At 70.0% G+C, this 20,783-nt stretch carries 25 protein-coding genes; 11 read left to right on the forward strand and 14 right to left on the reverse strand.

Going from position 1 to position 20,783, the window contains the following annotated elements:
- Positions 1 to 74 precede the first annotated feature (74 nt).
- On the forward strand, positions 75 to 974 hold the full coding sequence (locus VM306_RS27680) for a LysR family transcriptional regulator (RefSeq protein WP_325520269.1): 900 nt from the start codon (positions 75 to 77) through the stop codon (positions 972 to 974).
- A 78-nt stretch (positions 975 to 1,052) separates the two neighbouring features.
- Positions 1,053 to 1,742 (forward strand): TetR/AcrR family transcriptional regulator, encoded by a 690-nt coding sequence (locus VM306_RS27685; RefSeq protein WP_325520271.1) that lies wholly within the window; start codon positions 1,053 to 1,055, stop codon positions 1,740 to 1,742.
- Between the two features lie 259 nt (positions 1,743 to 2,001).
- On the opposite strand, the gene VM306_RS27690 is transcribed toward VM306_RS27685, so the two are convergent.
- The 5 genes from VM306_RS27690 to VM306_RS27710 form a co-directional block, all read right to left on the reverse strand.
- Positions 2,002 to 3,075 (reverse strand): medium chain dehydrogenase/reductase family protein, encoded by a 1,074-nt coding sequence (locus VM306_RS27690; RefSeq protein WP_325520273.1) that lies wholly within the window; start codon positions 3,073 to 3,075, stop codon positions 2,002 to 2,004.
- 242 nt (positions 3,076 to 3,317) lie between these two features.
- Positions 3,318 to 4,043, reverse strand: a complete 726-nt coding sequence (locus VM306_RS27695) for a GAF domain-containing protein (RefSeq protein WP_325520275.1) — start codon at positions 4,041 to 4,043, stop codon at positions 3,318 to 3,320.
- 36 nt (positions 4,044 to 4,079) lie between these two features.
- Entirely contained in the window at positions 4,080 to 4,739 is a 660-nt protein-coding gene (locus VM306_RS27700; protein ID WP_325520277.1) for a GAF and ANTAR domain-containing protein, read from the reverse strand.
- 220 nt (positions 4,740 to 4,959) lie between these two features.
- Entirely contained in the window at positions 4,960 to 6,429 is a 1,470-nt protein-coding gene (locus VM306_RS27705; protein WP_325520279.1) for a PP2C family protein-serine/threonine phosphatase, read from the reverse strand.
- A gap of 5 nt (positions 6,430 to 6,434) precedes the next feature.
- The gene (locus VM306_RS27710; RefSeq protein ID WP_325520281.1) at positions 6,435 to 7,157 is read right to left on the reverse strand and encodes a GAF and ANTAR domain-containing protein; all 723 of its coding nucleotides are present in this window, start codon (positions 7,155 to 7,157) and stop codon (positions 6,435 to 6,437) included.
- 691 nt (positions 7,158 to 7,848) lie between these two features.
- Here VM306_RS27710 and VM306_RS27715 point away from each other — a divergent pair.
- The 3 genes from VM306_RS27715 to VM306_RS27725 all read left to right on the forward strand — a co-directional run bounded on the left by VM306_RS27715 (position 7,849) and on the right by VM306_RS27725 (position 8,997).
- Positions 7,849 to 8,304 (forward strand): ANTAR domain-containing protein, encoded by a 456-nt coding sequence (locus VM306_RS27715; protein ID WP_325520283.1) that lies wholly within the window; start codon positions 7,849 to 7,851, stop codon positions 8,302 to 8,304.
- The gene (locus VM306_RS27720) at positions 8,295 to 8,531 is read left to right on the forward strand and encodes a hypothetical protein (RefSeq protein ID WP_325520285.1); all 237 of its coding nucleotides are present in this window, start codon (positions 8,295 to 8,297) and stop codon (positions 8,529 to 8,531) included. The genes VM306_RS27715 and VM306_RS27720 overlap by 10 nt, the downstream gene beginning before the upstream one ends.
- A gap of 73 nt (positions 8,532 to 8,604) precedes the next feature.
- Positions 8,605 to 8,997, forward strand: coding sequence for a hypothetical protein (locus VM306_RS27725; RefSeq protein WP_325520287.1), 393 nt, complete (start codon positions 8,605 to 8,607; stop codon positions 8,995 to 8,997).
- Between the two features lie 172 nt (positions 8,998 to 9,169).
- Here the strand turns inward: VM306_RS27725 and VM306_RS27730 are convergent, their stop codons facing one another.
- Positions 9,170 to 9,985, reverse strand: coding sequence for an alpha/beta hydrolase (locus VM306_RS27730; protein ID WP_325520289.1), 816 nt, complete (start codon positions 9,983 to 9,985; stop codon positions 9,170 to 9,172).
- 127 nt (positions 9,986 to 10,112) lie between these two features.
- Entirely contained in the window at positions 10,113 to 10,271 is a 159-nt protein-coding gene (locus tag VM306_RS27735; RefSeq protein WP_325520291.1) for a hypothetical protein, read from the reverse strand.
- A 154-nt stretch (positions 10,272 to 10,425) separates the two neighbouring features.
- On the opposite strand from VM306_RS27735, the gene VM306_RS27740 reads away from it, so the two are divergent.
- From VM306_RS27740 to VM306_RS27765, 6 genes are all read left to right on the forward strand, one after another.
- The gene (locus VM306_RS27740) at positions 10,426 to 10,731 is read left to right on the forward strand and encodes an STAS domain-containing protein (RefSeq protein WP_325520293.1); all 306 of its coding nucleotides are present in this window, start codon (positions 10,426 to 10,428) and stop codon (positions 10,729 to 10,731) included.
- A 137-nt stretch (positions 10,732 to 10,868) separates the two neighbouring features.
- On the forward strand, positions 10,869 to 12,623 hold the full coding sequence (gene ctaD, locus VM306_RS27745) for a cytochrome c oxidase subunit I (RefSeq protein WP_325520295.1): 1,755 nt from the start codon (positions 10,869 to 10,871) through the stop codon (positions 12,621 to 12,623).
- A 3-nt stretch (positions 12,624 to 12,626) separates the two neighbouring features.
- On the forward strand, positions 12,627 to 12,899 hold the full coding sequence (locus tag VM306_RS27750) for a DUF3040 domain-containing protein (RefSeq protein ID WP_325520297.1): 273 nt from the start codon (positions 12,627 to 12,629) through the stop codon (positions 12,897 to 12,899).
- Between the two features lie 28 nt (positions 12,900 to 12,927).
- Positions 12,928 to 13,464: a hypothetical protein gene (locus VM306_RS27755; RefSeq protein ID WP_325520299.1), complete on the forward strand. Its 537-nt coding sequence runs from the start codon at positions 12,928 to 12,930 to the stop codon at positions 13,462 to 13,464.
- Positions 13,465 to 13,484: 20 nt separating this feature from the next.
- Positions 13,485 to 13,961 carry a DUF2243 domain-containing protein gene (locus VM306_RS27760; RefSeq protein ID WP_325520301.1) on the forward strand — a complete coding sequence of 159 codons (477 nt, stop codon included), beginning with the start codon at positions 13,485 to 13,487 and terminating at the stop codon, positions 13,959 to 13,961.
- 47 nt (positions 13,962 to 14,008) lie between these two features.
- Positions 14,009 to 14,782: a cytochrome c oxidase assembly protein gene (locus tag VM306_RS27765; protein ID WP_325520303.1), complete on the forward strand. Its 774-nt coding sequence runs from the start codon at positions 14,009 to 14,011 to the stop codon at positions 14,780 to 14,782.
- Positions 14,783 to 14,804: 22 nt separating this feature from the next.
- Here VM306_RS27765 and VM306_RS27770 read toward each other — a convergent pair whose 3' ends face one another.
- The 7 genes from VM306_RS27770 to VM306_RS27800 all read right to left on the reverse strand — a co-directional run bounded on the left by VM306_RS27770 (position 14,805) and on the right by VM306_RS27800 (position 20,777).
- Positions 14,805 to 15,125, reverse strand: coding sequence for an antibiotic biosynthesis monooxygenase family protein (locus VM306_RS27770; protein WP_325520305.1), 321 nt, complete (start codon positions 15,123 to 15,125; stop codon positions 14,805 to 14,807).
- 192 nt (positions 15,126 to 15,317) lie between these two features.
- A complete protein-coding gene (ligD, locus tag VM306_RS27775; protein ID WP_325520307.1) occupies positions 15,318 to 16,265 on the reverse strand; it encodes a non-homologous end-joining DNA ligase in 948 nt (315 codons plus the stop codon).
- A gap of 179 nt (positions 16,266 to 16,444) precedes the next feature.
- Positions 16,445 to 16,810 carry an STAS domain-containing protein gene (locus VM306_RS27780; RefSeq protein ID WP_325520309.1) on the reverse strand — a complete coding sequence of 122 codons (366 nt, stop codon included), beginning with the start codon at positions 16,808 to 16,810 and terminating at the stop codon, positions 16,445 to 16,447.
- The gene (locus VM306_RS27785; protein WP_325520311.1) at positions 16,807 to 18,057 is read right to left on the reverse strand and encodes a PP2C family protein-serine/threonine phosphatase; all 1,251 of its coding nucleotides are present in this window, start codon (positions 18,055 to 18,057) and stop codon (positions 16,807 to 16,809) included. The genes VM306_RS27780 and VM306_RS27785 overlap by 4 nt, the downstream gene beginning before the upstream one ends.
- Positions 18,057 to 18,857, reverse strand: coding sequence for an alpha/beta hydrolase (locus tag VM306_RS27790; protein ID WP_325520313.1), 801 nt, complete (start codon positions 18,855 to 18,857; stop codon positions 18,057 to 18,059). The genes VM306_RS27785 and VM306_RS27790 overlap by 1 nt, the downstream gene beginning before the upstream one ends.
- Positions 18,858 to 18,948: 91 nt before the next feature.
- The gene (locus VM306_RS27795; RefSeq protein ID WP_325520315.1) at positions 18,949 to 19,923 is read right to left on the reverse strand and encodes a sensor histidine kinase; all 975 of its coding nucleotides are present in this window, start codon (positions 19,921 to 19,923) and stop codon (positions 18,949 to 18,951) included.
- Positions 19,920 to 20,777: an MEDS domain-containing protein gene (locus tag VM306_RS27800; RefSeq protein ID WP_325520318.1), complete on the reverse strand. Its 858-nt coding sequence runs from the start codon at positions 20,775 to 20,777 to the stop codon at positions 19,920 to 19,922. Before VM306_RS27800 ends, VM306_RS27795 begins: the two co-directional genes overlap by 4 nt.
- Positions 20,778 to 20,783 lie beyond the last annotated feature (6 nt).

A 20,783-nucleotide genomic window follows, 5' to 3' on the forward strand; every position in this document is an offset into this window, starting at 1 on the left:
GGTCCGAGCAGGTGTCCAAGACTTCTTTCAGCCGTGGTGATACCTTGAAGGCATCACCGGAACCAGGAGGCACCGTGGACCTGGACCTGCGCAAACTGCGCTACTTCGTCGCGGTGGCCGAGCGGTTGCACTTCGGTCGCGCCGCCGATGAGCTGCACATCGCGCAGCCGGCGCTCAGCCGCCAGATCCGCGCGCTGGAGCAGGACCTCGGCGCCTCGCTGTTCACCAGGGACCGCCACGGCGTGGCGCTGACCGACGCGGGCCGGCAGCTGCTGGCCGACGCCGGTCCGCTGCTGGCCTCCGCGGACGCGGTTCGCCGCCGGGTGTCCGTGGCGGCCGGTGGCAACCGGCGGCTGGTGGTCGGCTTCCGGAGCGGCATCCCGGTCATCCCGGCGGCGCGGGCGTTCGAGGCCCGTCATCCGGACGTGGTCGTGGACGTGCAGCGGATGGAATGGGACGACCAGGCCTCGATGCTGCTCGACGGCCGCGTCGACGTCGGCTACGTGCGGCTGCCGATCGACGAGACCGGCCTGCGCGTGACCCCGCTGTACGCAGAGCCGCTCATGGTGGTGCTGCCCGCCGGTCACCGGCTGGCGGGCAAGGAGGAGGTCACCGAAGCCGACCTGGCCGGTGAGCCGCTGGTCTGGCACGCCGGCCAGGACACGCAGCCCACCAGGCGCCCGCATCCCGACTCCGGGCTCCGGGTGCGCGGGGTCGAGGAGAAGCTCGAGCACGTCGCGGCCGGCCGCGGCATCTCGTTCGTGGGGCGTTCGGAGACCACGTTCTACTCACGTCCGGACATCAGCTACGTGCCCGTCGCGGATCTGGCGCCGGACCAGGTGTGCCTCGCGGTCGCGGCATCGCGCACCTCGCCGCTGGCCGACGACTTCCTCGCCGCGGCGCAGGCGACGGCCGAGATCACGGCGGAATGCGGCAACCACGACCTGGGATCGTCCCTTGTGGACGAACGCTGAGATGACCAACGCCCGAGTTACGGTCCATCACAGAACGACACAGGCGTAGAAGTTGGTACGGTTCGTTACACTGCGACGATGACCGCCGAACGGCCGACCGTGAGCCGACGTGAGCGACTGCGGGCGCAGACGCTCCAGGAGATCGAGGACGTGTCGTTCGCGATCATCGACGCCGACGGCGTCCACGCGCTGTCGATCGCCGCCCTCGCCAGGACCATGGCGATGTCGGCCCCGGCGGTCTACCGGTACTTCCCGTCCAGGGAAGCGCTGATCACCCACCTGGTCACCACCTCCTACCGGCAACTCGCCGACGCCGTGCGCGAGGCCGCGGAAACCAGCAGACGAACACCTCGTACGCGAGTGCGGCTGCTGGTCGCCGCCTATCGCGACTGGGCGCTGCGGCACCCGCGGCGCTACGGGATGCTGTTCGGCGAACGCGCGGGCGACGCGCCGATCGAGCTGGCCGGCGTCACCCCGCTGGACCAGGCGATGGCGGCCTTGATCGACCTGCTGACGGCCATCCCCGGCAGCGCGCCGGCCACCAGCGCCGACCGCGCACTGGACGGTCAACTCCGGCTCTGGGCCCGCTCCCAGGACAGACCTGCCACGTCGCCGCGCGCCGCTCTCGCGGCCGTTCTCATCTGGACGCGAGTGCACGGCATCGTCAGCCTCGAACTCACCGGCATCTTCGGCAACGGCACCGTCGAGGCCCAGCGCCTCATCGACGCGGAGGTCGACAACGCGATCCGCACCATGACAGGGGTCTGAACCGCGGGCACGCGGCCGGGGAACCTCTGAGGCAGCCAGCCGCCACAGGAGGAAGGGACAACCCTGGACACGACAGCGGTGACCACGGGTGTGGCCCAGGTCAACGGGATCCGCATGCACTACACGCGGGCGGGTTCGCGACCGGATTCCCGGCTGCGGCCACTTCATCCCCGAGGAACGCCCCGGCGCCCTCCTGACCCACCTGCGGAAGTTCCTCGGCTGAGCACACCGTCGAGCGGGAACGCAGGAGTCCGCCCGTCTATGGCACGAGCAGGATCTTCCCGAGAGCGGTCCGAGCGGAGGACTCGGAGAGTTCCACGGCCGCCGCCACCTCGGTCAGCGGATAGCGGGCGGCGATCTTCGCGGTGAGCACGCCGTCGCGCAGGAGCCCGAACACGTGGGTGAGGTCGGTGCGGACCCTGGCGCGGAACGCCTCTCGCTTGGCGGAGTCCGGCTTGCCCGCGCCCGCCCACACGTCGTAGAAGCTCGTGTGCTTCTTGGTGGGCAGGTAGTTCCAGAACGTCAGTTTCGCCACCACGTTCAGGAAGCTCAGCAACACGGGAGTGCTGTCGTCGAGCTTGCTCGCGATGCTGTAGCAGACGAGGGTTCCGGTGTCGTTGAGCAACCGGTAGGACTGGGAGAGGCTCGCACCGCCGAGGTGGTCGAACACGGCGTCCACACCGCCGGGAACCAGCTCCCGGACTCGCGCGGTGACGTCCGGGTCCCGGTAGTCGATCGGCTCGACGCCCAGTTCGCGCAGCGCCTCGTGGTGGCGCGGGTTCGCCGTGCCGATCACCTCGGCGCCCGCGTGGCGGGCGAGCTGGGCCAGCAGGGTGCCGACGCCACCGGCGACGCCCAGCACGAGCACGGTCTGCCCGGCTCGCACCTTCGCGACGTGGTGGAGCATCTGGTAGGCGGTCAGCCCGTTGACCGCCAGCGTCTCCGCCTCGTCCGCGCTCACCCCGTCGGGCACCTCCACCAGATCCGCGGCGGGCAGCAGGACGGCCGTGGCCCAGGCACCTGTCTTGGTCAGCGCGGCGAAGCGCCTGCCGATCAGCGCGCGGTCCACGTCCGGTCCGACCGACTCGACGACCCCGACGAGGTCGTAGCCGGGCACGAACGGAAACGCGGGCTGGCCGTAGTAGCGGCCCCGGCGCATCGCGCTCTCGGCGAAGGACACGGCGGTCGACTCGACGCGCACCAGTGCCTGACCGGCTGCCGGTGCCGGCAACGGACGCCGCACCACCTGGAGTCCGGACGGTTCGACCTTGCCCGGCAGCACCACTTCGGTAGCGGTCACGGTGGCCTCGGTGGGAATGCTCGTCTCGGTCATGACCGGCTCCTGAAGACACTAGTGCGACTGCCCATCGCTCAGTTAATGGTCGTAACTATGTATCGACACGTCATAGTGCGTCAACTCATGGCATGAGCGAGGTGCTTCACGATGCCGGGGCGGGAGCCGGCCCGGTGGAAGTGATACAGGCGCCCGTGGCGGAGTATCCGCGTCGTCACGAGTCGGAGCGGCCGCCAACGCCTGCCGCGACCAGGACAGCACCTGGCCGTCCGGCGCAGCGATCAGCGGGTTGCCACCAGCGCGGCGGGATCGAGTTCACCGTTGGTGAGTGCCTTGGCGACCTCCGGCACCGAAGTGCCGTGCTCGCGGGCGTAGTCGACGACCAGGGTCCGCGCGTCGTCGACGCCGATGTCGAGGGTGCCCGCGACCAGGCCGACGGCGTGCGCCACGTGCACGCCGTCGTTCAGCGTCGTCAACGTGCGCTCGGTCAGCCGGTGCACCCGCGTCGAGCCGGTCTCCTGGGACAGCCCCAGCACGGCCAGGGCGGAGAGCATCTCGGCCAGCCGCTGCTGCCAGGAGTCCAGAGCGGTGGCTTCCAGGTAGAGCAGGTTCAGTCCCCCGACCACCTGCCCGTCCAGGCACATGGGGATGGCGTGGATCGCGCGGTAACCGGCGTCCAGAGCGGCCGGCCGGAACTCCGGCCACCGATCCTCCGCGGTGAGGTCGGCGGTGAAGACCGCCGTGCTGTCCTTGATGCAGTCGACGCAGGGGCCTTCGTCGACCTGCGCCTGCAGGAGCTCGACGAACCGCGACCGTTCGTCGGAGGCGGACACGACCCTGATACCGCCCCGCGGGTCGATCAGCATCACGCCGGTGGCGGCGGCGCCGAGCAACCTGGTGCACGCGGCGGTCATCAGGCGCAGCACCGTGTCCGGGTCATGGCGGTCGACAAGGCTCGCGGTGAGTTCGCTCAGCGCGGGAACAACCTCGTCTCGGACACCGGGCACGTTCGCAGCATACGGCCCACCTGGACGTGACGCCGGTCAGTCCGCCAAATGTTCGAGGGAGATCCGCTGATCGAGCACGTCTCGCGAGATCTCCAGCACCGACCGGCGCTCCGCGAACGCGTGCGCCCGCAGCCTCACGAAAGCGTCCTCGAGGCTCATCCGCAGCTTCGCCGCCAGCACACCGGTCGCCAGGTGAACGTCCTGATAGGACACTTCCATCCGCAGCTTGTCGTCGGCGGCGGCGAGCTCGTTCTCCAGCAGCGCCAGCGTCGCCAGATCGGCCAGCACCGCCGCGTCCGCGACCGCCTCCGCGGACAGCACGCCGGGACGGCGCTGGTACAGGTCCAGGGTGCCGAGCTTGATACCGCCGACCTGCAACGGGAACGCGGACATCGCGGCGAGTCCCTCCTCCAGGGCCGCACCGGCGAATCCGGGCCACCGGGACTGCTCCGCCCTCACGTCGCCGACCAGCACCAGGTCACCGGTGCGATACGCCTCCACAGCAGGGCCCTCACCCAGCGTGTACTGCAGTTCCTCCAGCGACACGGCCCACCCGTCGCTCGCACTGACCATCTCCTGCGCCCGCGCGTCGCCGTACAGCACCAACGCCGCGGCATCCACGCCGGGCAGGACCTGCACGCACACCTCGCACAGCGCCAGCGGCCAGTCGGAACCCGCCGCGCGTTCCGAGATCATCCGCTCGAACCGGTCTCGACGTTGCCCGTCCACTCTCGGCCTCTCGCGACGGTGCTGTGAACCACCAGGATACGAACCCCGGCACCCTCTCCGCACTTCGCGGGGTGATCGCACCGGCCACGCCGTGCCCGCCCGGTGCGAGCGGCCCCACCCGCGCGGCTTCGCCATGACGCCCGAACGTCCTACCTGGACAGCACGGCGAGCGCGAAGGCGGTCTCCTTCACCACTTCAGCTCGTCGTCCTTGAGCCAGCGGGCCAGCATGACGGAGGCGTCGTCCTGCAGAACACCGTTCTGGTGCGACAGAACGGCTTTGACCAACCGTCGGGCCATCTCGGGCGGTGGGTGCCCGGCCATGGCCTCGCGTTCGAGGAAGTCCGTCAGGCGCGTCTCGCCGAAGAGGACGCCGTTCTCGTCGCGTGCTTCGGTGATGCCGTCGGTGCGCAGGACCAGCCAGTCGCCGGGCTGCAGCGTCTCCTCGGCGATCGTGAGCTCGCCGGTACCCCGGCCGAAGGGCAGTCGTCGTCCGCCGGTGAGGCGTCTGACGACCTTGCCGGACCGCAGCACGAGTGGTGGTGGGTGACCGGCGTTGAGGTAGCGCAGCCGGCCGCTGACCAGGTCCAGCTCTGCCAGGACACCGGTGGCGAACGCACCGCCGGGGAATTGGCCGCTGATCGTCTCGTCGATGGTGCGGGCCTGCTCGAACAGGCCGTGGCCCACGCGGCGGTTGCTGCGGCAGGCGGCGAGTGCCGCGGCGGCCACGAACCCGCTGCGCGGGGTGTGCCCGACGGCGTCGAAGATCGCCAGTGATGCCGTCGTGGGCGACAACGAGTAGTCGAAGGCGTCTCCGCCGACCTCGTAGCAGGGTTCCAGCACGCCGGCGACAGCGAAGCTGCCGGTGGCCGCGGTGAGCGGGGGCAGCAGCTGCCAGATCAGGTCCGCCGCCGGGCTGCGCTGCCGCTGGAGGCGGACCGCGTCCAGGCCGTCGCCGTAGTGGGTGCTGATGGTCACCAGGTGGCCGATGAGGGCGGACAGCCATCGGCACCGCTGGCGCAGCTCGGGGTCCCGCAGGTCCGCTCCCTCAGGTGGTGTCACGTCCAGGACGCCGAGGCGTTCCACCCCGTCGAGCAGTGGCACCCACAGCCGCTGCTTCCCGTCCGTGTTGCCGGCCAGCGTCTGCACCGTGCGGAAGGCCCGTCCCGGCAGGCTCGTGTCCACTCCGACGGGAACGCGGTGGGGGTCGTCCGGATCGGGCAGCGGGTGCAGCACGTGCTGGTCGTAGTCGACGAGGTAGATCCCGATCCGCAGCCCCAGTGCCCTGCCCGCGCGCGCCGCGGCGGCGGGCAGGTGCTCCGGTGGCGCCTGGTGCATGCCGTCGAGCAGGTCCACCAGGCTCGCCAGCGGTCCGGTCCGCGGGCGGCTGTCGGCCGACGGGAACGTGTAGGGCACGCGGTGCGGCCAGGTCAGCTCGTCGAGGCGCTCGTTGATCGCATGCGCCAGAATGTCCCGTTGCAGCGCGGGCGACGGCATCAGGCCGTGCAGGTACGCCTCGACCTCGACCAGGCCAGCCACTCCGCCGAGGGCGAAGTACCGGGTCCACAACTGCTCCAGCGTCAGGTTCGCCCGGCTGAAGGCGAGCGACAACGCGCGGCGCTGCTCGTCCTGTCGTGAGGTTTGCTGATCAGACGACATGGCGGTCAGCGGTCCGGGTGGACGGTGGAGCGCACGAGAGCACCGGCGAAGTCGCGCAGGCTCTTGTTCTCCTCGTGGGAGTCGCGCGCCAGCACGGCGAAGGCGGTTCCCTCGCCGACGCGCTCACGCGCCATGACGATCCCCTTGGCCATGTTGATCACATCGCGGCCGCGCATCGTGTCGGCGAGCGACTCGCTGAGCCTTCTGGCGTTGTCGTACGACCGCACGTTGGCCAGCAGGATCGCGGACTGGGCGGCGAACATGGTGAGCAGGTACTCCTCGCGTTCTCCGAAAGCACTCGGCTCGCGGCCGTACACCTTGATCGCCCCCAGTGCGTCGCCCCCGGCGACCATCGGCGCGCTCAACGCCGACCGCATCTCCGACCCACCGGCGGCCTCGGCCCAGCGCGGCCACCGGACGTCACGGGCGATGTCGTCGACCTTCACCACGTGACGCTCTTCCCACGCGGTCAGGCACGGCCCTTCCGCCAGCTCGTACTGCAGCGCGTCCAGGTGTTCCACGACCGGGCCCGTGGCCGCCGCGGTCGTCCTGCGGCCGTGCTCGTCGAGCAGCGACACGCCGGCACCCGCGGTGGCGGGAAGCGCTTCCCCGGCCAGCGACGTGACCAGGCTCAGCACCGTGCCGACCGTCTCGCGGGACAGCAGCAGACCCGACATCCGCGCGGACACGGCCGCCAGCTCGTCGGCCAGCGGCAGATCATGGTTCATCTCGCGTCACACCTTCGGCACCGGCTCATCGCCTCCCCGGTGACGGACGTCCACCGATGCACACGGCTTCCCCGCAGGCACAGCGGCAAACCGGGATCGCGGCGGCACTGTCCGCAAGGGAGCACCGATCTGCGCCAGGCTCATGTGGTCTGCGGTCTTCCCGTGCCGGCCAGCGGCACCTCCTGGGCGACGTTTGTGATGGACGGGTACACCGGACGTCGCACGACGATCCGGTTCAGCCAGGAGCCGGTGGGACCGTTCCCGCCGTGCACCTCGTCCTGGAGTCCTCGTCAATCGCCGAGGAGATGACCGTGACGACTTCGAACAAGGTCGGCCCGCCGCTGCCCGTCGTGCTGGACGAGGTGACCACAGCGCTGACGCGCCTGTCGGAAGCACTCCGCCGCGAGTACGAGCGATCTCGTCGTCCGGCTGGACGGTGTCCAGTACCGCACGGGCACCGGCCCCTGCCTGAACGCCGCCGAGACAGGGCGGGTGGAGCGGGCGACGGTCGAGGAGGCGCTGGGACGCTGGCCCGCGTTCGGCACCGCGGCTCACACGGCCGGGATGGTGAGCTTCCTGTCCGCGCCGCTGACGGTGGACAGCGAGCACTCCGGCGCGATCAACGGTTACTCCCGGCAGGGACACGGCTTCCTGGACCTCGACGCTCCCCTGCTGGCTGTACACCGCCGCTGTGGAAACGGCCCTGCGCAGCCACAGCATGTACCTGCGGGCGTTCAAGCTCGCCGAGCAGCTGCGCACCGCGCTGACGACGCGCGCGGTCATCGACCAGGCCAAAGGCGTTCTCATGGCCGTGCACTCGATCACCGCCGACAGGGCCTTCCGGCTGCTGGTCGAGCAGTCGCAACACGAGAACGTCAAACTCCACGCCCTGGCGGAGCGGTTCATCGCCGGCCGTGCCAGCTGGCCGGAGGCGCCTTCACGACGAAGGTGCGTGATCACTCCACAGCAGGGCTTGGCTGGAGTGGTTGCGCTGCAAGCGATGGCGCGCGGTCTGTTCCCGCGGGCATTGAACGGCCCGATAAGGGTATCCGGGCGCAACGTCGAGCAACCGGCGATTCGACACCGCTGTGTCCGCACGCCTCGTACGGGTGCGGACCCGACCCCACGGACCTCGCCATGTCATTGACACCTTGCCCTGACCGCGGTGCGGTCGTCGTCTACCTCAACCCGGACGTTCTGCACCCCGTCGCCGTCCTGAGCGGCGTCGTCCTCGGCCCTCACGTGGTAGACCCGCAGACCTCTCACCTGTGGGTGCCGGTGTTGCTGCCCGATAGCACCGTGTCCGTGCTCGACACCGTGAACATCATGCAGGTCGAGCCACCGGAACACCCGGCCGACGCACGAAAACCGTGACGTCGGCGCCAACCGACCTCGGCCTTTCGAGGGCTGCGGCGTTTATCCGCTCGATGTGAGGCAATCCAGCGCCATGGCCGATGAACTGCCGTTCGAGACACAGCGAGGCCGTCTGTCGCCCGAAGATCTCACCGCCATCGCCGAAGCCGTCGCAACCAGGCCCGAGCTGCGGGTGGGGGAAGTGAACCAGACCGCGGCAGAACGCGCCTACTCGGACGTGTTCACCAACGAGCACCTCGAGTCGTTCTGCTTCGACGACACGTTCATCCACCGCATGCGCCGCGATCCGGGCGCAGACTCGACGATCACCATCCACGCGTACTCGCCACCGCTGAGGCAGACTGGGCAGTACGGCGAGTGCGAAGACGGCCTGCTGCACCGCACGCCAACGGACGCCGTGGAACAGCTCAAGCCACACGGTGTCCAAGGCACTTCCACCGGCCACCAGCAGTTCGCCCGCTCCTAGCAGGGACAACAGCACACACCGGCCCGCAGGGCCGAAATCAGGACCACCCTGGTAATCACCGCCAGCGCGGATGCCGATCCCGCGCTGGCGGCCTGCTGGAAGGCCTTTCCAGCCTGGGAGACGAGTCTTCGTGCGGCACCGGCAGCGAGCCGCCAAACCAACAGGCGCGCCATCAGCCTGCAGACGGCGCTGGACCCGGCTCCTTTGGGAGTGCCGGGGGCTTGGGGCCCTCAAAACCAAGCACGCAGGAAGCCACCAGCCGAGCGGTCAGAGCTCCCCGGCGAAACGGAAAGGTGTGAGCACCGCCAACAACCTCCACCCGCCCGTCCCGAGCGGCACCGGCAAGGCGTTCAACCCAGGGCAAAGGAGCGAAAGCATCATGCTCCCCACGAGCCACCAACACCGGACAGCGAACCTGGGTGATGACCTGTTCCGGTTCGTCCAACTGCGCAGAACGAATGAAGCGGGCGATCTCCCGAGGCCCACCGCGCAGATAGTCGGGCGCCGTAGCCGGCACCAACGCAGGCGGCTCGTGCACGAAGTTACGCACGAACGCAAGCAACAACTCCATCAAAGCACGCTGTTCAGGCGGAAAGGTAGGCCCCAGCAGCAACAACGACCGAACGAGATCCGGCCGAGCCGCGGCGACGTGCAACGCGGCCTGCGCACCAGTCGAGTGCCCGACGAGGACCACAGGACGGCCGAGCACCTCGTCGATCCAGCCGGACACCGCCTCGGCGACGGCACCGACCCCGGCCGGGCACACCCGAGCCGCGCGATGCCCGAACCCAGGCACGTCGAGCAGGTGCGCCCTGGCCCGGTCACCGCAGACGGCGAGGGTGTCCACGAAATAGCTCAGCGCCCCCAGACCGGGTACGAGGACAACGTCCGGGACATCGTCGTGCCACCACCCCGCCTGCAGGCTGCGGAAGTCGCGGCCGCGGACGTGATCCCACCGCTCGCGCACGTGCCGCAGGCGATCCTGCATGACAGGCTCCCTTCTCAACGACTGACGCTGGAGCTACCGCCCCCACCCGCTGAGCGAGTCGACCGTGCCCCGGACAACCGGCCGCTCGCACGTTCCGGCCGACCCGGTCACCGGGCCGGCCGCCCACTCACTCGACGTCGGCGTCACCCAAGCCGATGCCATCGGTCTCCGGCGGGTCGCTGGGCGCCCGCTTCGACACCTCGACCTCCGTCTCGGTGAGCGGTGCCCCGCTCGCCTCCTCGGCGGCACCCCGTTCCGTCTGCTCGTTCTCGGTCGGTTCCGTCACGGCACACTCCTCCCTGACTCGTCCTCACGTTCGTGCGGCATACCCGGCGCGGGCACTTTGAACCAGACTCGCGAAAGATCACGACAGAGCCATGATCGGACGAACACGGGGTATTCGCTGCGCTCACATCCTGCTTCGTGAAGGTGGTGGCGTCATGGTGCGAATCCGCGTCACCGGCACGTCCGCGGCCGAGACCCTGGTGGAGGTGACCGGCCTGTTGGACGTGACCGGGTCGGGGACGCTGCTCGCGAAGCTGGACCGGCTGATCGACGAGGGGCGGCACCACCTCGTCGTCGACGTCTCCGGTGTCACCTTCTGCGACTCCAGCGGTCTCAGCGCTCTGGTCCGCAGCCGGGCCAGGGCCGTCCAGATGACGGGCTCGCTGCGGCTGGCCTCACCGAGTCCGCAGGTTCGCCGCGTGCTGAGCATCGCCGGGCTCACACGCATGTTCGAGCGCTGAACCGCGGCGGCGCGGTCACGGGAAACCACTCGCAGGGCAATTCGCCTGAACGGGCGAGTTGTGGCGGGTGTCGTGCGGGTTTCGCAGGGTAGCCCGCACACCGTGCGGCACCTGTCGCGCGGTGCCGAAGGGGAATCATGACCACGCTGAAACCCACACCGGTGATTCCGCACCCGACGCGGACCGCTCGGGGCCTGAAGGGCTCCGCGTTCCTGAAGGTCCTCAACACCACCGACCACAAGCTGATCGGGATCATGTACATGATCACGTCGTTCGGCTTCTTCATGGTCGGCGGTGCGATGGCGCTGCTGATGCGCGGTGAGCTGGCGCGGCCGGGTCTGCAGTTCCTGTCCAACGAGCAGTACAACCAGCTGTTCACCATGCACGGCACGGTGATGCTGCTGCTCTACGCCACCCCGATCGTGTTCGGGTTCGCCAACTTCGTCGTGCCGCTGCAGATCGGCTCGCCGGACGTCGCGTTCCCCCGCCTCAACGCCTTCTCCTACTGGCTGTTCCTGTTCGGCGGGCTGATCGTCGTGAGCTCGTTCCTCACCCCCGCCGGCGCGGCCGACTTCGGCTGGACCGCCTACACGCCGTTGTCCAGCGCGCGGCACTCCCCCGGCATCGGCGCCGACCTGTGGATCTCCGGGCTCGTCGTCGGCGGTCTCGGCACGATCCTGGGCGCGGTCAACATGATCACCACCATCGTCTGCCTGCGCGCGCCCGGCATGACGGCGTTCCGCATGCCGATCTTCACCTGGAACATCCTGATCACCAGCATCCTGGTGCTGCTGGCGTTCCCGATCCTCACCGCCGCGCTGCTGGCCCTGCTGGCGGACCGGCACTTCGGCGCGCACGTGTTCGACCCGGCCAACGGCGGCGTCATCCTCTGGCAGCACCTGTTCTGGTTCTTCGGGCACCCCGAGGTCTACATCGTCGCCCTGCCGTTCTTCGGCATCGTCAGCGAGATCTTCCCCGTCTTCAGCCGCAAACCGCTCTTCGGCTACAAAGGACTCGTCTACGCCACCATCGCCATCGCCCTGTACTCCGTGGTCGTGTGGGCGCACCACATGTACGCCACCGGCGCCGTGCTGCTGCTGTTCTTCTCCGCCACCACATTCATCATCGCCATCCCGACCGGCATCAAGTTCTTCAACTGGATCGGCACGATGTGGAAGGGACAGCTCACCTTCGAGACACCGATGCTGTTCAGCCTCGGCTTCATCGTCACGTTCCTGTTCGGCGGCCTGTCCGGCATCCTGCTCGCCTCACCGCCGATCGACTTCCACGTCACCGACACCTACTTCGTCGTCGCCCACTTCCACTACGTGCTCTTCGGCACCATCGTCTTCGCCACCTACGCCGGCATCTACTTCTGGTTCCCCAAGATCACCGGCCGCATGATGAGCGAACCGATCGGCAAGCTGCACTTCTGGACCACGTTCCTCGGCTTCCACGGCACCTTCCTGGTCCACCACTGGCTCGGCAACCAGGGCATGCCCCGCCGCTACGCCGACTACCTGGCCTCGGACAACTTCACGACCCTCAACACCATCTCCACCATCGGCTCGTTCGTCCTCGGCGCGTCCGTACTGCCGTTCCTCTACAACATCGCCCGCAGCTACCGCTACGGCGAACCCGCCCGCGCCGACGACCCCTGGGGGTTCGGCAACTCTCTGGAATGGGCCACCACCTCACCCCCGCCACGGCACAACTTCCACGAGCTGCCGAAGATCCGCTCCGAACGCCCGGCGTTCGAGCTTCACTACCCGCACATGGTCGAACGGATGCGCGCCGAGTCCCACGTCTCCATCACCAAGCCGGGACCGGCCGGCATCGACAAGATCACGGAAAAGGTGCTCGCCCCGACCGACCGCGACACGGAGCACTGAGCAGTGGACGCCGCCCGCGAGCTCAGGGAACTCCGCCGGATCGAACGCTGGCTCACCGTCAACGACCCGGAGCTCGCCGCGATGCTGAGCGCGCACGGTGCCGAACCGCGAACAGCCAACCGCCGGGGGACGCGACTCGCCGTCGACGTCCTCGGAGCGGCGTGCGTGATCATCGGCGCACTCACCGGCTTGTTCGTGCTGGTCTTCACAGGTGTGCTGGTGCTGATGGCCGGCGCATGCCTTCACACCATGTGCCGGCGCAGAGGTCGTGGATAGGTCGCCCGGAGCCGGGTACACGAGCGACATGATGAAACGCGCGTTGTGGGAGGGCCTGGTCGCCGGCACCGCCGGCGTGCTGGTGATGACGCTGGGGGAGAAGGCGGAACAGCGCCTGACCGGTCGCCCGGACTCCCACGTGCCGGCGCGGGTGCTGCAGCGGCTCACCGGCATGCGGGAGCGGCCCGGTGGCAGGCAGCCGGTGCCGGTCAACCTGGCGATGCACTTCGGCCAGGGCATCCTGCTCGGCGTGCTGCGCTCGGTCATGGCGCACGCCGGGCTGCGGGGCCCGTGGTCGTCGGCGAAGTTCGCCGTGGTCCGGCTGACCAACGACCAGATCCTGGAGAACGCCACCGGCGTCGGCGCCCCGCCGCCCACCTGGCCCCGCGGGGAGCTGGTGGTGGACCTGCTGCACAAGTCCGTCTACGCCTTCGCCACCGGTGTCGTCGCCGACGTCCTGGCGGCCCGGTCCGGCCCTGGACCCGGACAGCGCCACGCCGCGCTGCGCCCCGGCCGCCACGCTGACGTCGGCCCACTCCCCCGCAGCCACGCCCACACCCGGTAGACAGGAGAGCCGCACGCCTGATGAACGACTCCGCCCGGCAGGCCCCACCGCCCTCCGCACTCCTGCCACGAAGGTCGATGGTCGTGTGCGCGGTGATCGGCGCGGCGGTGATGGCCGCGATCGATGAGATCGTGTTCCACCAGATCCTGGCCTGGCACCACTTCTTCGACCGGTCCACCCCGGCGGTGGGGCTGGTGTCGGACGGGCTGTTGCACACCGCGGAGTTGCTGGCCTTGGTGGCCGGGTTCGTCTTGTACGCCGACCTGCGCCGCCGTCACGCCCTCGCCCCGGCCCACGCCCTGGCAGGACTGTTCCTCGGCTTGGGCGGCTTCCAGCTGTTCGACGGGATCGTCGACCACAAGCTGCTGCACCTGCACCAGGTCCGCTACGGCGTGGACGTGCTGCTCTACGACCTGGTGTGGAACGCCGCGGCGCTGGTGCTGCTGGCTGTGGGTGCGGCCCTGGCCGTGCGCGCACGCCGACAGGTTCGCTCGTGAGTGATCACCACCTGCACCACACGCCCGCAATGGGTACGGTCATCGCAGTGACGGCACTGCTGGCGGCGCTGGCCTACCTGGCAGCCACGGCCCGCCTGCGACGGCGCGGGGACGCCTGGCCGGGATGGCGCGACATCTGCTTCACCGCCGGATGCGCTGTCCTGGCCTACGCGCTCCTGGGTCCGCTGCCCGGCGGTCCGTTCACGGCCCACATGGCCCAGCACCTCGTCCTGGCGATGATCGCCCCCGTGCTGGTGGTGCCGGCCCGCCCGCTGACCCTGCTGGTGCGGGTGGTGCCGACAGGACCGCGGCGCGCGCTGCTGGCCGTGGCGCACTCGACGCCTGCGACCGTGCTGGTCTTCCCTCCGCTGGCGGCTCTGCTGGACGTCGGCGGCCTGTGGCTGCTGTACCGGACGCCCCTGTTCGCCGCCACCCACCACCAGCCACTGGTGCACGCCGCCGTCCACCTCCACGTCGTGGTCTCCGGGCTGCTGTTCACCTTCGCCGTGTGCCGGCTGGACCCGATGCGGCACCGCTGGAGCCCGGCCTGGCGCGCAACCGCCCTGCTGGCCGCCGGCGCCGCGCACGCCGTACTGGCCAAGACCCTCTACGCCACGCCCCCGCCGGGCACCGCCTTCACCACCGCCGACCTGCACCAAGGCGCCCAGCTGATGTACTACGGCGGCGACCTGGCCGAACTCGCCCTGGCCACGATCATCGCCGTCCAGTGGTACACCGCCACCGGCCGCGCTCGCGCCCACCGGCAACGCCGCGCGGCCAGTGGGGCCCGACCTCGATCAGGCAGCCGGAGCACCGCCTGATCGAGACCGGCCGTGCCGACGGTCAGCTGTCCCGATCGAGGGTGAAGGAGACCTCGTAGAGACCGGGCTGGGCCTGGCCGAACGCCTTGTTGCCCTCCAGCAGCCCCCGCGACCTCAGGTGCTGGACCACCCGCTGCGCGGCATCGAGGTCCGCGCTCTGCGCGTAGTTGACGACACGGGTGCCGTCCAGGCTGCGGTGCAGGCTCGCCGAGATCCAGCCGGGCACCTCACTGGCCACCCTGGCGGCCTGCGCCAGGTAGTCGATCAACGGCTGCTGGCGGTCGGGTTCGACGGTGAACACGTTGATCTGGGTGACCGCTGAACCGGTACGAATGACGGGCATCGCTTCTCCTCGCGTGATGACGAGGCGAACAGCCGAGACTCGACAGGACGGGCAGCGTCAAGCCTCGGTTGCTCACCGAGAGCTTGTCGCGGGTCGCCACCGCGGTGGCGAACGGAGCCTCGTGTCGAGGGGCCGGGCTCACCAATGCCGGCCAAGGTCCTTTTCGACCCGATCAGGCTACACGGACCGGTGTCACCGCTTGAACGGAAGCACGACGCTGGACGGGTCCCGGTCCGGGCGCAGCCCTCGCCAGGCCGGATGCCGCAGGCGACCGTCCGTGGTCCACTGCCGGAACTCGACTTCACCCACCAGCCCCGGTTCGACCCAACGGGCGTCGCGCGCGTGTTCGCGCGGCACCTCGACGTCGAAGGGACTGGTGGGCCGCGATCGCCGCTCGAGCTGTCGCTGCAGATCCGCGAGCACCTTCTGGCTGAAGCCCGTACCGACGTGTCCGACGTAGACCAGCCGGCCCTCACCGTCGTGAGCGCCGAGAAGCAACGACCCGATCCGGCCCGCTCGGTTGCCCTGCCCCGCCCGCCATCCGCCGATGACGACCTCCTGGGTGTACCGGAAGGGCGTTTTCACCCAGGTGGGTGACCGTCGGCCCGGCTCGTACCGGGACTTCACCCGCTTCGAGACGATTCCCTCGAACCCGTACTGGCTCGCGACGCGGAGAACGGCCTCCGGCTCGGTGTCCATGAACGCCGGGGGCACCTGCACCGCGTGATCGCCCGGCAGGCCCAGGTCGGCGAGCATCGCGCGCCGCACGTCGTACGGCTTGGACACCAGCGACCGCCCGTCCAGGTGCAGCAGGTCGAAGACGAAGTACGCGATGCGCGGCCTGCTCGGCCGCAGCTCGCGCACGCCCGAACCCAACTTGTTGCGCTGCTGGAGCAGCCCGAAGTCCGGGCGCCCGTCCTCGTCCAGCGCCACGATCTCCCCGTCGAGCACGGCGGTCCGGTTGTGCAGGAGATCGGGCAGGATGGCGAGCTCCGGGAAGCGGCCCAGGAAGTCGAGGTCGTTGCGGCTGATCACCTGCACACCGCGTCCACGGCAGTGCGCGACGCCCCGGTAGCCGTCCCACTTGAACTCGACGGCCCAGCCGTCGTCCTGCGGGGCGTTGCCCGGCGTGGCGAGCATGGGCCTGATGAGGTCCGACGATCGACCCGCTGGTGCCGCGCTTCCCATCCGGCAGCCCTCCTCCGCTCCCCGCCGACCCAGTCATGGTCAGCGAGAATTTCCGGGGCCGCGACACGACAGCCGAACAGTTCACCCAGAGCGCCCGCTCATCACCGAGCGTCGCCGACGAACCGGGCAGGTCAGCGTTCTGCGCGCCGCTCGGCCCAGGCTTCCCGGGCCTGGTCCGCGGTCGGATGGGTCGCGAAGATCTCGGCGAGGCCGAGCAGCCGGAGCACCTTGCTCAGGTGGGGTGACAAGGCGACCAGTGCGATCGCCGCACCGGCCGCGCCGGCGAGGTTGCGCGCCGCGATGAGGGCGGCGATTCCGCTGGAGTCGCAGAACCTCAGCCCGGCCAGGTCGATGATCAGCTGGTCACCGGCGTGGAGCGAGAGCCCCTGGATGGCGTCGCGCGCGGCGGGGGCGGTGGACGAGTCCAGCTCGCCGGCGAAGACGAGAACCGGCCCGGTGGGAGTGGTTCGCGTCGTGGTGCTGAACTTGGTGCTCACGCATCCCCGATTTCGGCCAGGGGAATGCTCAGGGCGAGCAGTGCCGTGTCGTCCTCGACGCCGTTGCCGAATCCTTTGAGGAGCGCGGTCAACGCACTGATCACGTCGGGCGCGGTGGACGCCGCCGACGCCGCGAGGAAGTCGAGCAGGTCCTCCTCGCTGTACCGCTCCCTGCTGGCGCCGACCGGGCGGGCCTCGGTGAGGCCGTCGCTGTAGAGCAGCAGGGTGTCGCCCGCCGCGAGGTGCGCTGTCACCTCGGCGAACTTCGCGCCGGGGATCGCGCCGACGAGCATCCCGCCGGGAGTGTGCAGGAACTCCGCCACGCCATCGGCGCGCACGATGATCGCCGACGGGTGCCCGCCGCTGACCAGGGTGATGGCGCAGCCCGCGTCGTCGGGGACGAGTGAGCCGTAGATGACCGTGCAGAACCGGGTGTCCCCGCCGCGGTACTGCTGGTGCAGCACGGTGTTCAGGTTGTCCAGCACCTTGACCGGCTCCGGGTTGTACACGGCGGCGGAACGCAGGGTGTATCTCGCCAGCGAGGTCACCACGGCCGCCTCCGCGCCCTTTCCGGACACGTCACCGAGGAAGAAGCCCCAGCTGTCACCGGTGAGCGGGAAGAGGTCGTAGAAGTCGCCGCCGACCTCGTCGGCCGAGGCGGGGTGGTAGTAGGCGGCCACCTCCATTCCCGGCACCGTCATCAGCGCGGGTGGCAGCAGGGTCTTCTGCAGCGTCGACGCGAGTTGCCGCGCACGGTCGCGTTCGACGTCGGCCTGCTCGCGCGCACGCAACAACTCGCGTTCGTACGCGCGGCGGTCGCGGGCGTCGAAGAGCGTGATGCGGATCAGCTGCGCGGCACCGTCGTCACCCTTCTTCACCGTCGACGTCACCAGCACCGGCAACCGCGTCCCGTCCGCGGCCCTCAGGTCCAGCGCGAGACCGCCGGCCTCGCCGTGCATCGCGAGCGTCGGCGCGATGTGGGTCTCGTAGTACATCCGGCCGCCGACGGTCAGCAGATCGCTGAAGCGCCGCCGGCCGACCAGCTCGTCACGCCGCGATCCCAGCCAGGCGAGCAGAGTGCCGTTGATCTTGGCGATCGTGCCGTCCATCAACGTGGAGAGGTAGCCGCACGGAGCGTTCTCGTACAGGTCCTCCGCGCTGTCCTCCAGCAGGGCCGAGAACATCGCGCCGACGCCGCTGTCGTCGTGGGCTCCGCCGCCACCTTTCGCGTCGTCGGCCTCGCACATCACCGCGCACCAGCGAACCCGAGGATCGCCTCTGCGGTCGCCTCGGGAGCACTGAGCTGCGGGCAGTGCCCGGTCGCGTCCAGCGTCACCAGCTCGCTGCCGGCGATCTGCTCGTGGACGAACCGGCCGACCTCCTGCGACGCGATGGCGTCCCGCGCCGTCTGGATCACCAGCGTCGGTACCGAGACCTTCGACAGGTCGGCGCGGTTGTCGGAGAGGAACGTCGCCCTGGCGAACACCCGGGCGATCGTCGGGTCGGTGCGGCAGAAGCTGTCCGTCAGCTCGCCGCCCAGCTCGGGACGGTCCGGGTTGCCCATGATCACCGGCGCCATCGTCGCCGACCAGCCGAGGTAGTTGGAGTCGAGCGACTCCAGCAGCTCGTCGATGTCGGCGCGGCTGAACCCGCCCCGGTAGTCGCCGTCGTCGACGTAGCACGGCGACGGCGTCAGCAGCACCAGCTTCGCGAACCGGTCCGGCTCGCGGTTCGCCGCCAGCACCGCGATCATCGCCGACACCGAGTGCCCGACCAGCACCACGTCCCGCAGGTCCAGCGCCGCGCAGATCTCCAGCACGTCCCCGGCGTAGGTGTCCAGCGACGAGTACCGCTCCGCCGACCACTCCGACGCGTCCGACCTGCCGGAGCCGATGTGGTCGAACAGCACCACCCGGAACCGCTCGGCCAGCGCCGGCACGATCAGCCGCCACAGGTTCTGGTCACAGCCGAAACCGTGCGCGAGCAGCACCGCCGGACCGTCTTCGCGACCGGTCACGGTCACGTTGTTCCTGCTGCTCACGTCCATCGTGCACATACTGCCAGTGGTTCCACCGGACAGGCCGCCACCCGGGAACGTGGCGAGTCGCCGCCCTGTCGCGCGTTCCTGATCAGGGCCTTCACGAGGCGATGCGCAGGAAGACGTGCGTGGTCGTCCCGTCCGGCGTGGTGTGGACGCGCACCAGGTCGGCGAGCTGGTTGATCAGCAGCAGACCGCGACCGCCGTCCTGGTCGAGAGCGGCGGGCCGGCGGCCGGCGAGAGGATCGGCGAGGTGGCCGCTGTCCTGAGCGGTGCAGACGAGGTGGGTGCCGTCCCGCCAGATGCTCAGCAGACAGGAGCCGCCCGCGTGCCGGAAGCTGTTGGCGACGAGTTCCGTGGTGATCAGCGCGAGGTCGGCGGACCGGGTGCCGGACAGGCCGAGCCGGTCGGCGTGCCCGGTGGCGAAACGGCGGGCTTCGCGGATGCCGGCGGAAGTGGTGACCTGGAGCGCGACGGCGTCCGGGGCGATGTCGAAGGGCTGGTTGTAGCGGCTGACGACGGCGTCGGGGGCGTAGCGGTCGCTGCCGCGGCGGCCGCCGGTCTCCCACACCTCCGGGTGGGTGGCCAGCGCGTCGGTCACGACCTGCTCGTCGAGCGCGGCGGTGTCGTAGGGGCAGGCGATGGTCACGTCGCGCCCGGCGAAGGCGAGGTTGATCAGGGCTTCGTGCTGGGCGCAGGCCGGGTACTCGACGTCGGTGCGACCGGCCCAGATCGGCTCACCGATGATGCGGACGTGCGTCCCGGGGTGGCTGTCGGCGAACCGGCGCAGCACGGCGGGGATGATCCGGCCGGGGTTGCGGCCCTCCACCTCCATGTCGAGCAGCAGCACGTCGTCAGCGGCGGCGCCGAGGGCGTCGCGCAGCAGCCGCAGCTGCCGGGCGGGCACGGAGGCGGCGACCGGGTGGCCCTGCTCCAGCCCTTCCACGACGAAGGGCACCAGCAGGTGCAGGTACTCCTCGTCGGAGGCGTAGAACACCGCGGGGTGGACGAAGTCACCCAGAGGGAAGTCGCCCAGAGGGAAGTCACCCAGAGGTGGGAGGGCGGTGATCGTCATGCGGTGCACTCCACTCGGACGTTGGCGAGGTCGAGCAGGTTCACCAGCTTGGACACGCCCGGCCAGGAGGTCCGCAACACGACGGACGCGTCGCGGTCGGCGGCGTGGCGGGACAGGCGCAGCAAGGTGCGGTGGTCGAGGAAGGTGAGGCCGGTGGCGTCGAACGCCAGCTGCCCGTCGTGGGGGCGGAGGTCGGCGCGGTGCAGTGCGAGGGCGAACAGGTCCTCGCTGGTCTGGTCCACCTCGCCGGCGAAGGCGGTGGCCCGCTCGTCGGCCGCGTGCAACCGGAAGCCGGCGGAAGAGACGTTGGCGTTGGGGTGCAGGGAGGCCAGCTGCGCGAACGCGTGGTCGTCCACCTCGCCGGCGTCGTAGGCGCACATCGCCGAGAACGGCCGGTCGACCATGTACCGGTCGATCCGGTGCTCGTAGCGGGAGAAGGCGTCCAGCTGCTGCGGGGTGCGCACCAGCGAGGTGCAGTCGGCCGCGACGCGCAACCCGGCGAACCCGGCGGCCAGGGCCGCGTCCGTCGCCTCGGCGTAGGCCCTCACCTGCGCCGCTGGCTCGATCACCGTGCCGACCGGGTAGGTGGTGTCCAGCGAGGCGACCTGTGCGGCACCGGTCCTCAGCGCTTCGCGAATGCCGTCGATGCCGTCGAGGTCCTCGGCCAGGATCTCGGGGTCCCCGGTGCCGATGTAGCCGACCCGGTGACCGAGGGCCAGCCCTTCCGACAGGAACTCGCGGACCCGGTCGCGGAGGTCGCGCTCATCGCGGTACCGCCAGCACACGTGATCATGAGGCCCGAACCCCCGCCCGTGCTCGGCGAACCCCGATCTGCGCTTGTGCGTCACCACCATTACCTC

Origin of the sequence: Lentzea sp. (assembly GCF_035525475.1) — a bacterium.
Classification (GTDB): Bacteria; Actinomycetota; Actinomycetes; order Mycobacteriales; family Pseudonocardiaceae; genus Lentzea.

Bases quoted from the DNA above. Each gene is read 5' to 3' on its own strand.
- VM306_RS27770 (WP_325520305.1), bottom strand. From the start codon at position 15,125: ATGCCCGTCATTCGTACCGGTTCAGCGGTCACCCAGATCAACGTGTTC.
- VM306_RS27710 (WP_325520281.1), bottom strand. From the start codon at position 7,157: ATGAACCATGATCTGCCGCTGGCCGACGAGCTGGCGGCCGTGTCCGCG.
- VM306_RS27685 (WP_325520271.1), top strand. From the start codon at position 1,053: ATGACCGCCGAACGGCCGACCGTGAGCCGACGTGAGCGACTGCGGGCG.
- VM306_RS27800 (WP_325520318.1), bottom strand. From the start codon at position 20,777: ATGGTGGTGACGCACAAGCGCAGATCGGGGTTCGCCGAGCACGGGCGG.
- ctaD (WP_325520295.1), top strand. From the start codon at position 10,869: ATGACCACGCTGAAACCCACACCGGTGATTCCGCACCCGACGCGGACC.
- VM306_RS27790 (WP_325520313.1), bottom strand. From the start codon at position 18,857: ATGGACGTGAGCAGCAGGAACAACGTGACCGTGACCGGTCGCGAAGAC.
- VM306_RS27705 (WP_325520279.1), bottom strand. From the start codon at position 6,429: ATGTCGTCTGATCAGCAAACCTCACGACAGGACGAGCAGCGCCGCGCG.
- VM306_RS27760 (WP_325520301.1), top strand. From the start codon at position 13,485: ATGAACGACTCCGCCCGGCAGGCCCCACCGCCCTCCGCACTCCTGCCA.
- VM306_RS27730 (WP_325520289.1), bottom strand. From the start codon at position 9,985: ATGCAGGATCGCCTGCGGCACGTGCGCGAGCGGTGGGATCACGTCCGC.
- VM306_RS27720 (WP_325520285.1), top strand. From the start codon at position 8,295: ATGTCATTGACACCTTGCCCTGACCGCGGTGCGGTCGTCGTCTACCTC.
- VM306_RS27700 (WP_325520277.1), bottom strand. From the start codon at position 4,739: ATGATCTCGGAACGCGCGGCGGGTTCCGACTGGCCGCTGGCGCTGTGC.
- VM306_RS27785 (WP_325520311.1), bottom strand. From the start codon at position 18,057: ATGTGCGAGGCCGACGACGCGAAAGGTGGCGGCGGAGCCCACGACGAC.
- ligD (WP_325520307.1), bottom strand. From the start codon at position 16,265: ATGCTCGCCACGCCGGGCAACGCCCCGCAGGACGACGGCTGGGCCGTC.
- VM306_RS27795 (WP_325520315.1), bottom strand. From the start codon at position 19,923: ATGACGATCACCGCCCTCCCACCTCTGGGTGACTTCCCTCTGGGCGAC.
- VM306_RS27740 (WP_325520293.1), top strand. From the start codon at position 10,426: ATGGTGCGAATCCGCGTCACCGGCACGTCCGCGGCCGAGACCCTGGTG.
- VM306_RS27755 (WP_325520299.1), top strand. From the start codon at position 12,928: ATGATGAAACGCGCGTTGTGGGAGGGCCTGGTCGCCGGCACCGCCGGC.
- VM306_RS27690 (WP_325520273.1), bottom strand. From the start codon at position 3,075: ATGACCGAGACGAGCATTCCCACCGAGGCCACCGTGACCGCTACCGAA.
- VM306_RS27725 (WP_325520287.1), top strand. From the start codon at position 8,605: ATGGCCGATGAACTGCCGTTCGAGACACAGCGAGGCCGTCTGTCGCCC.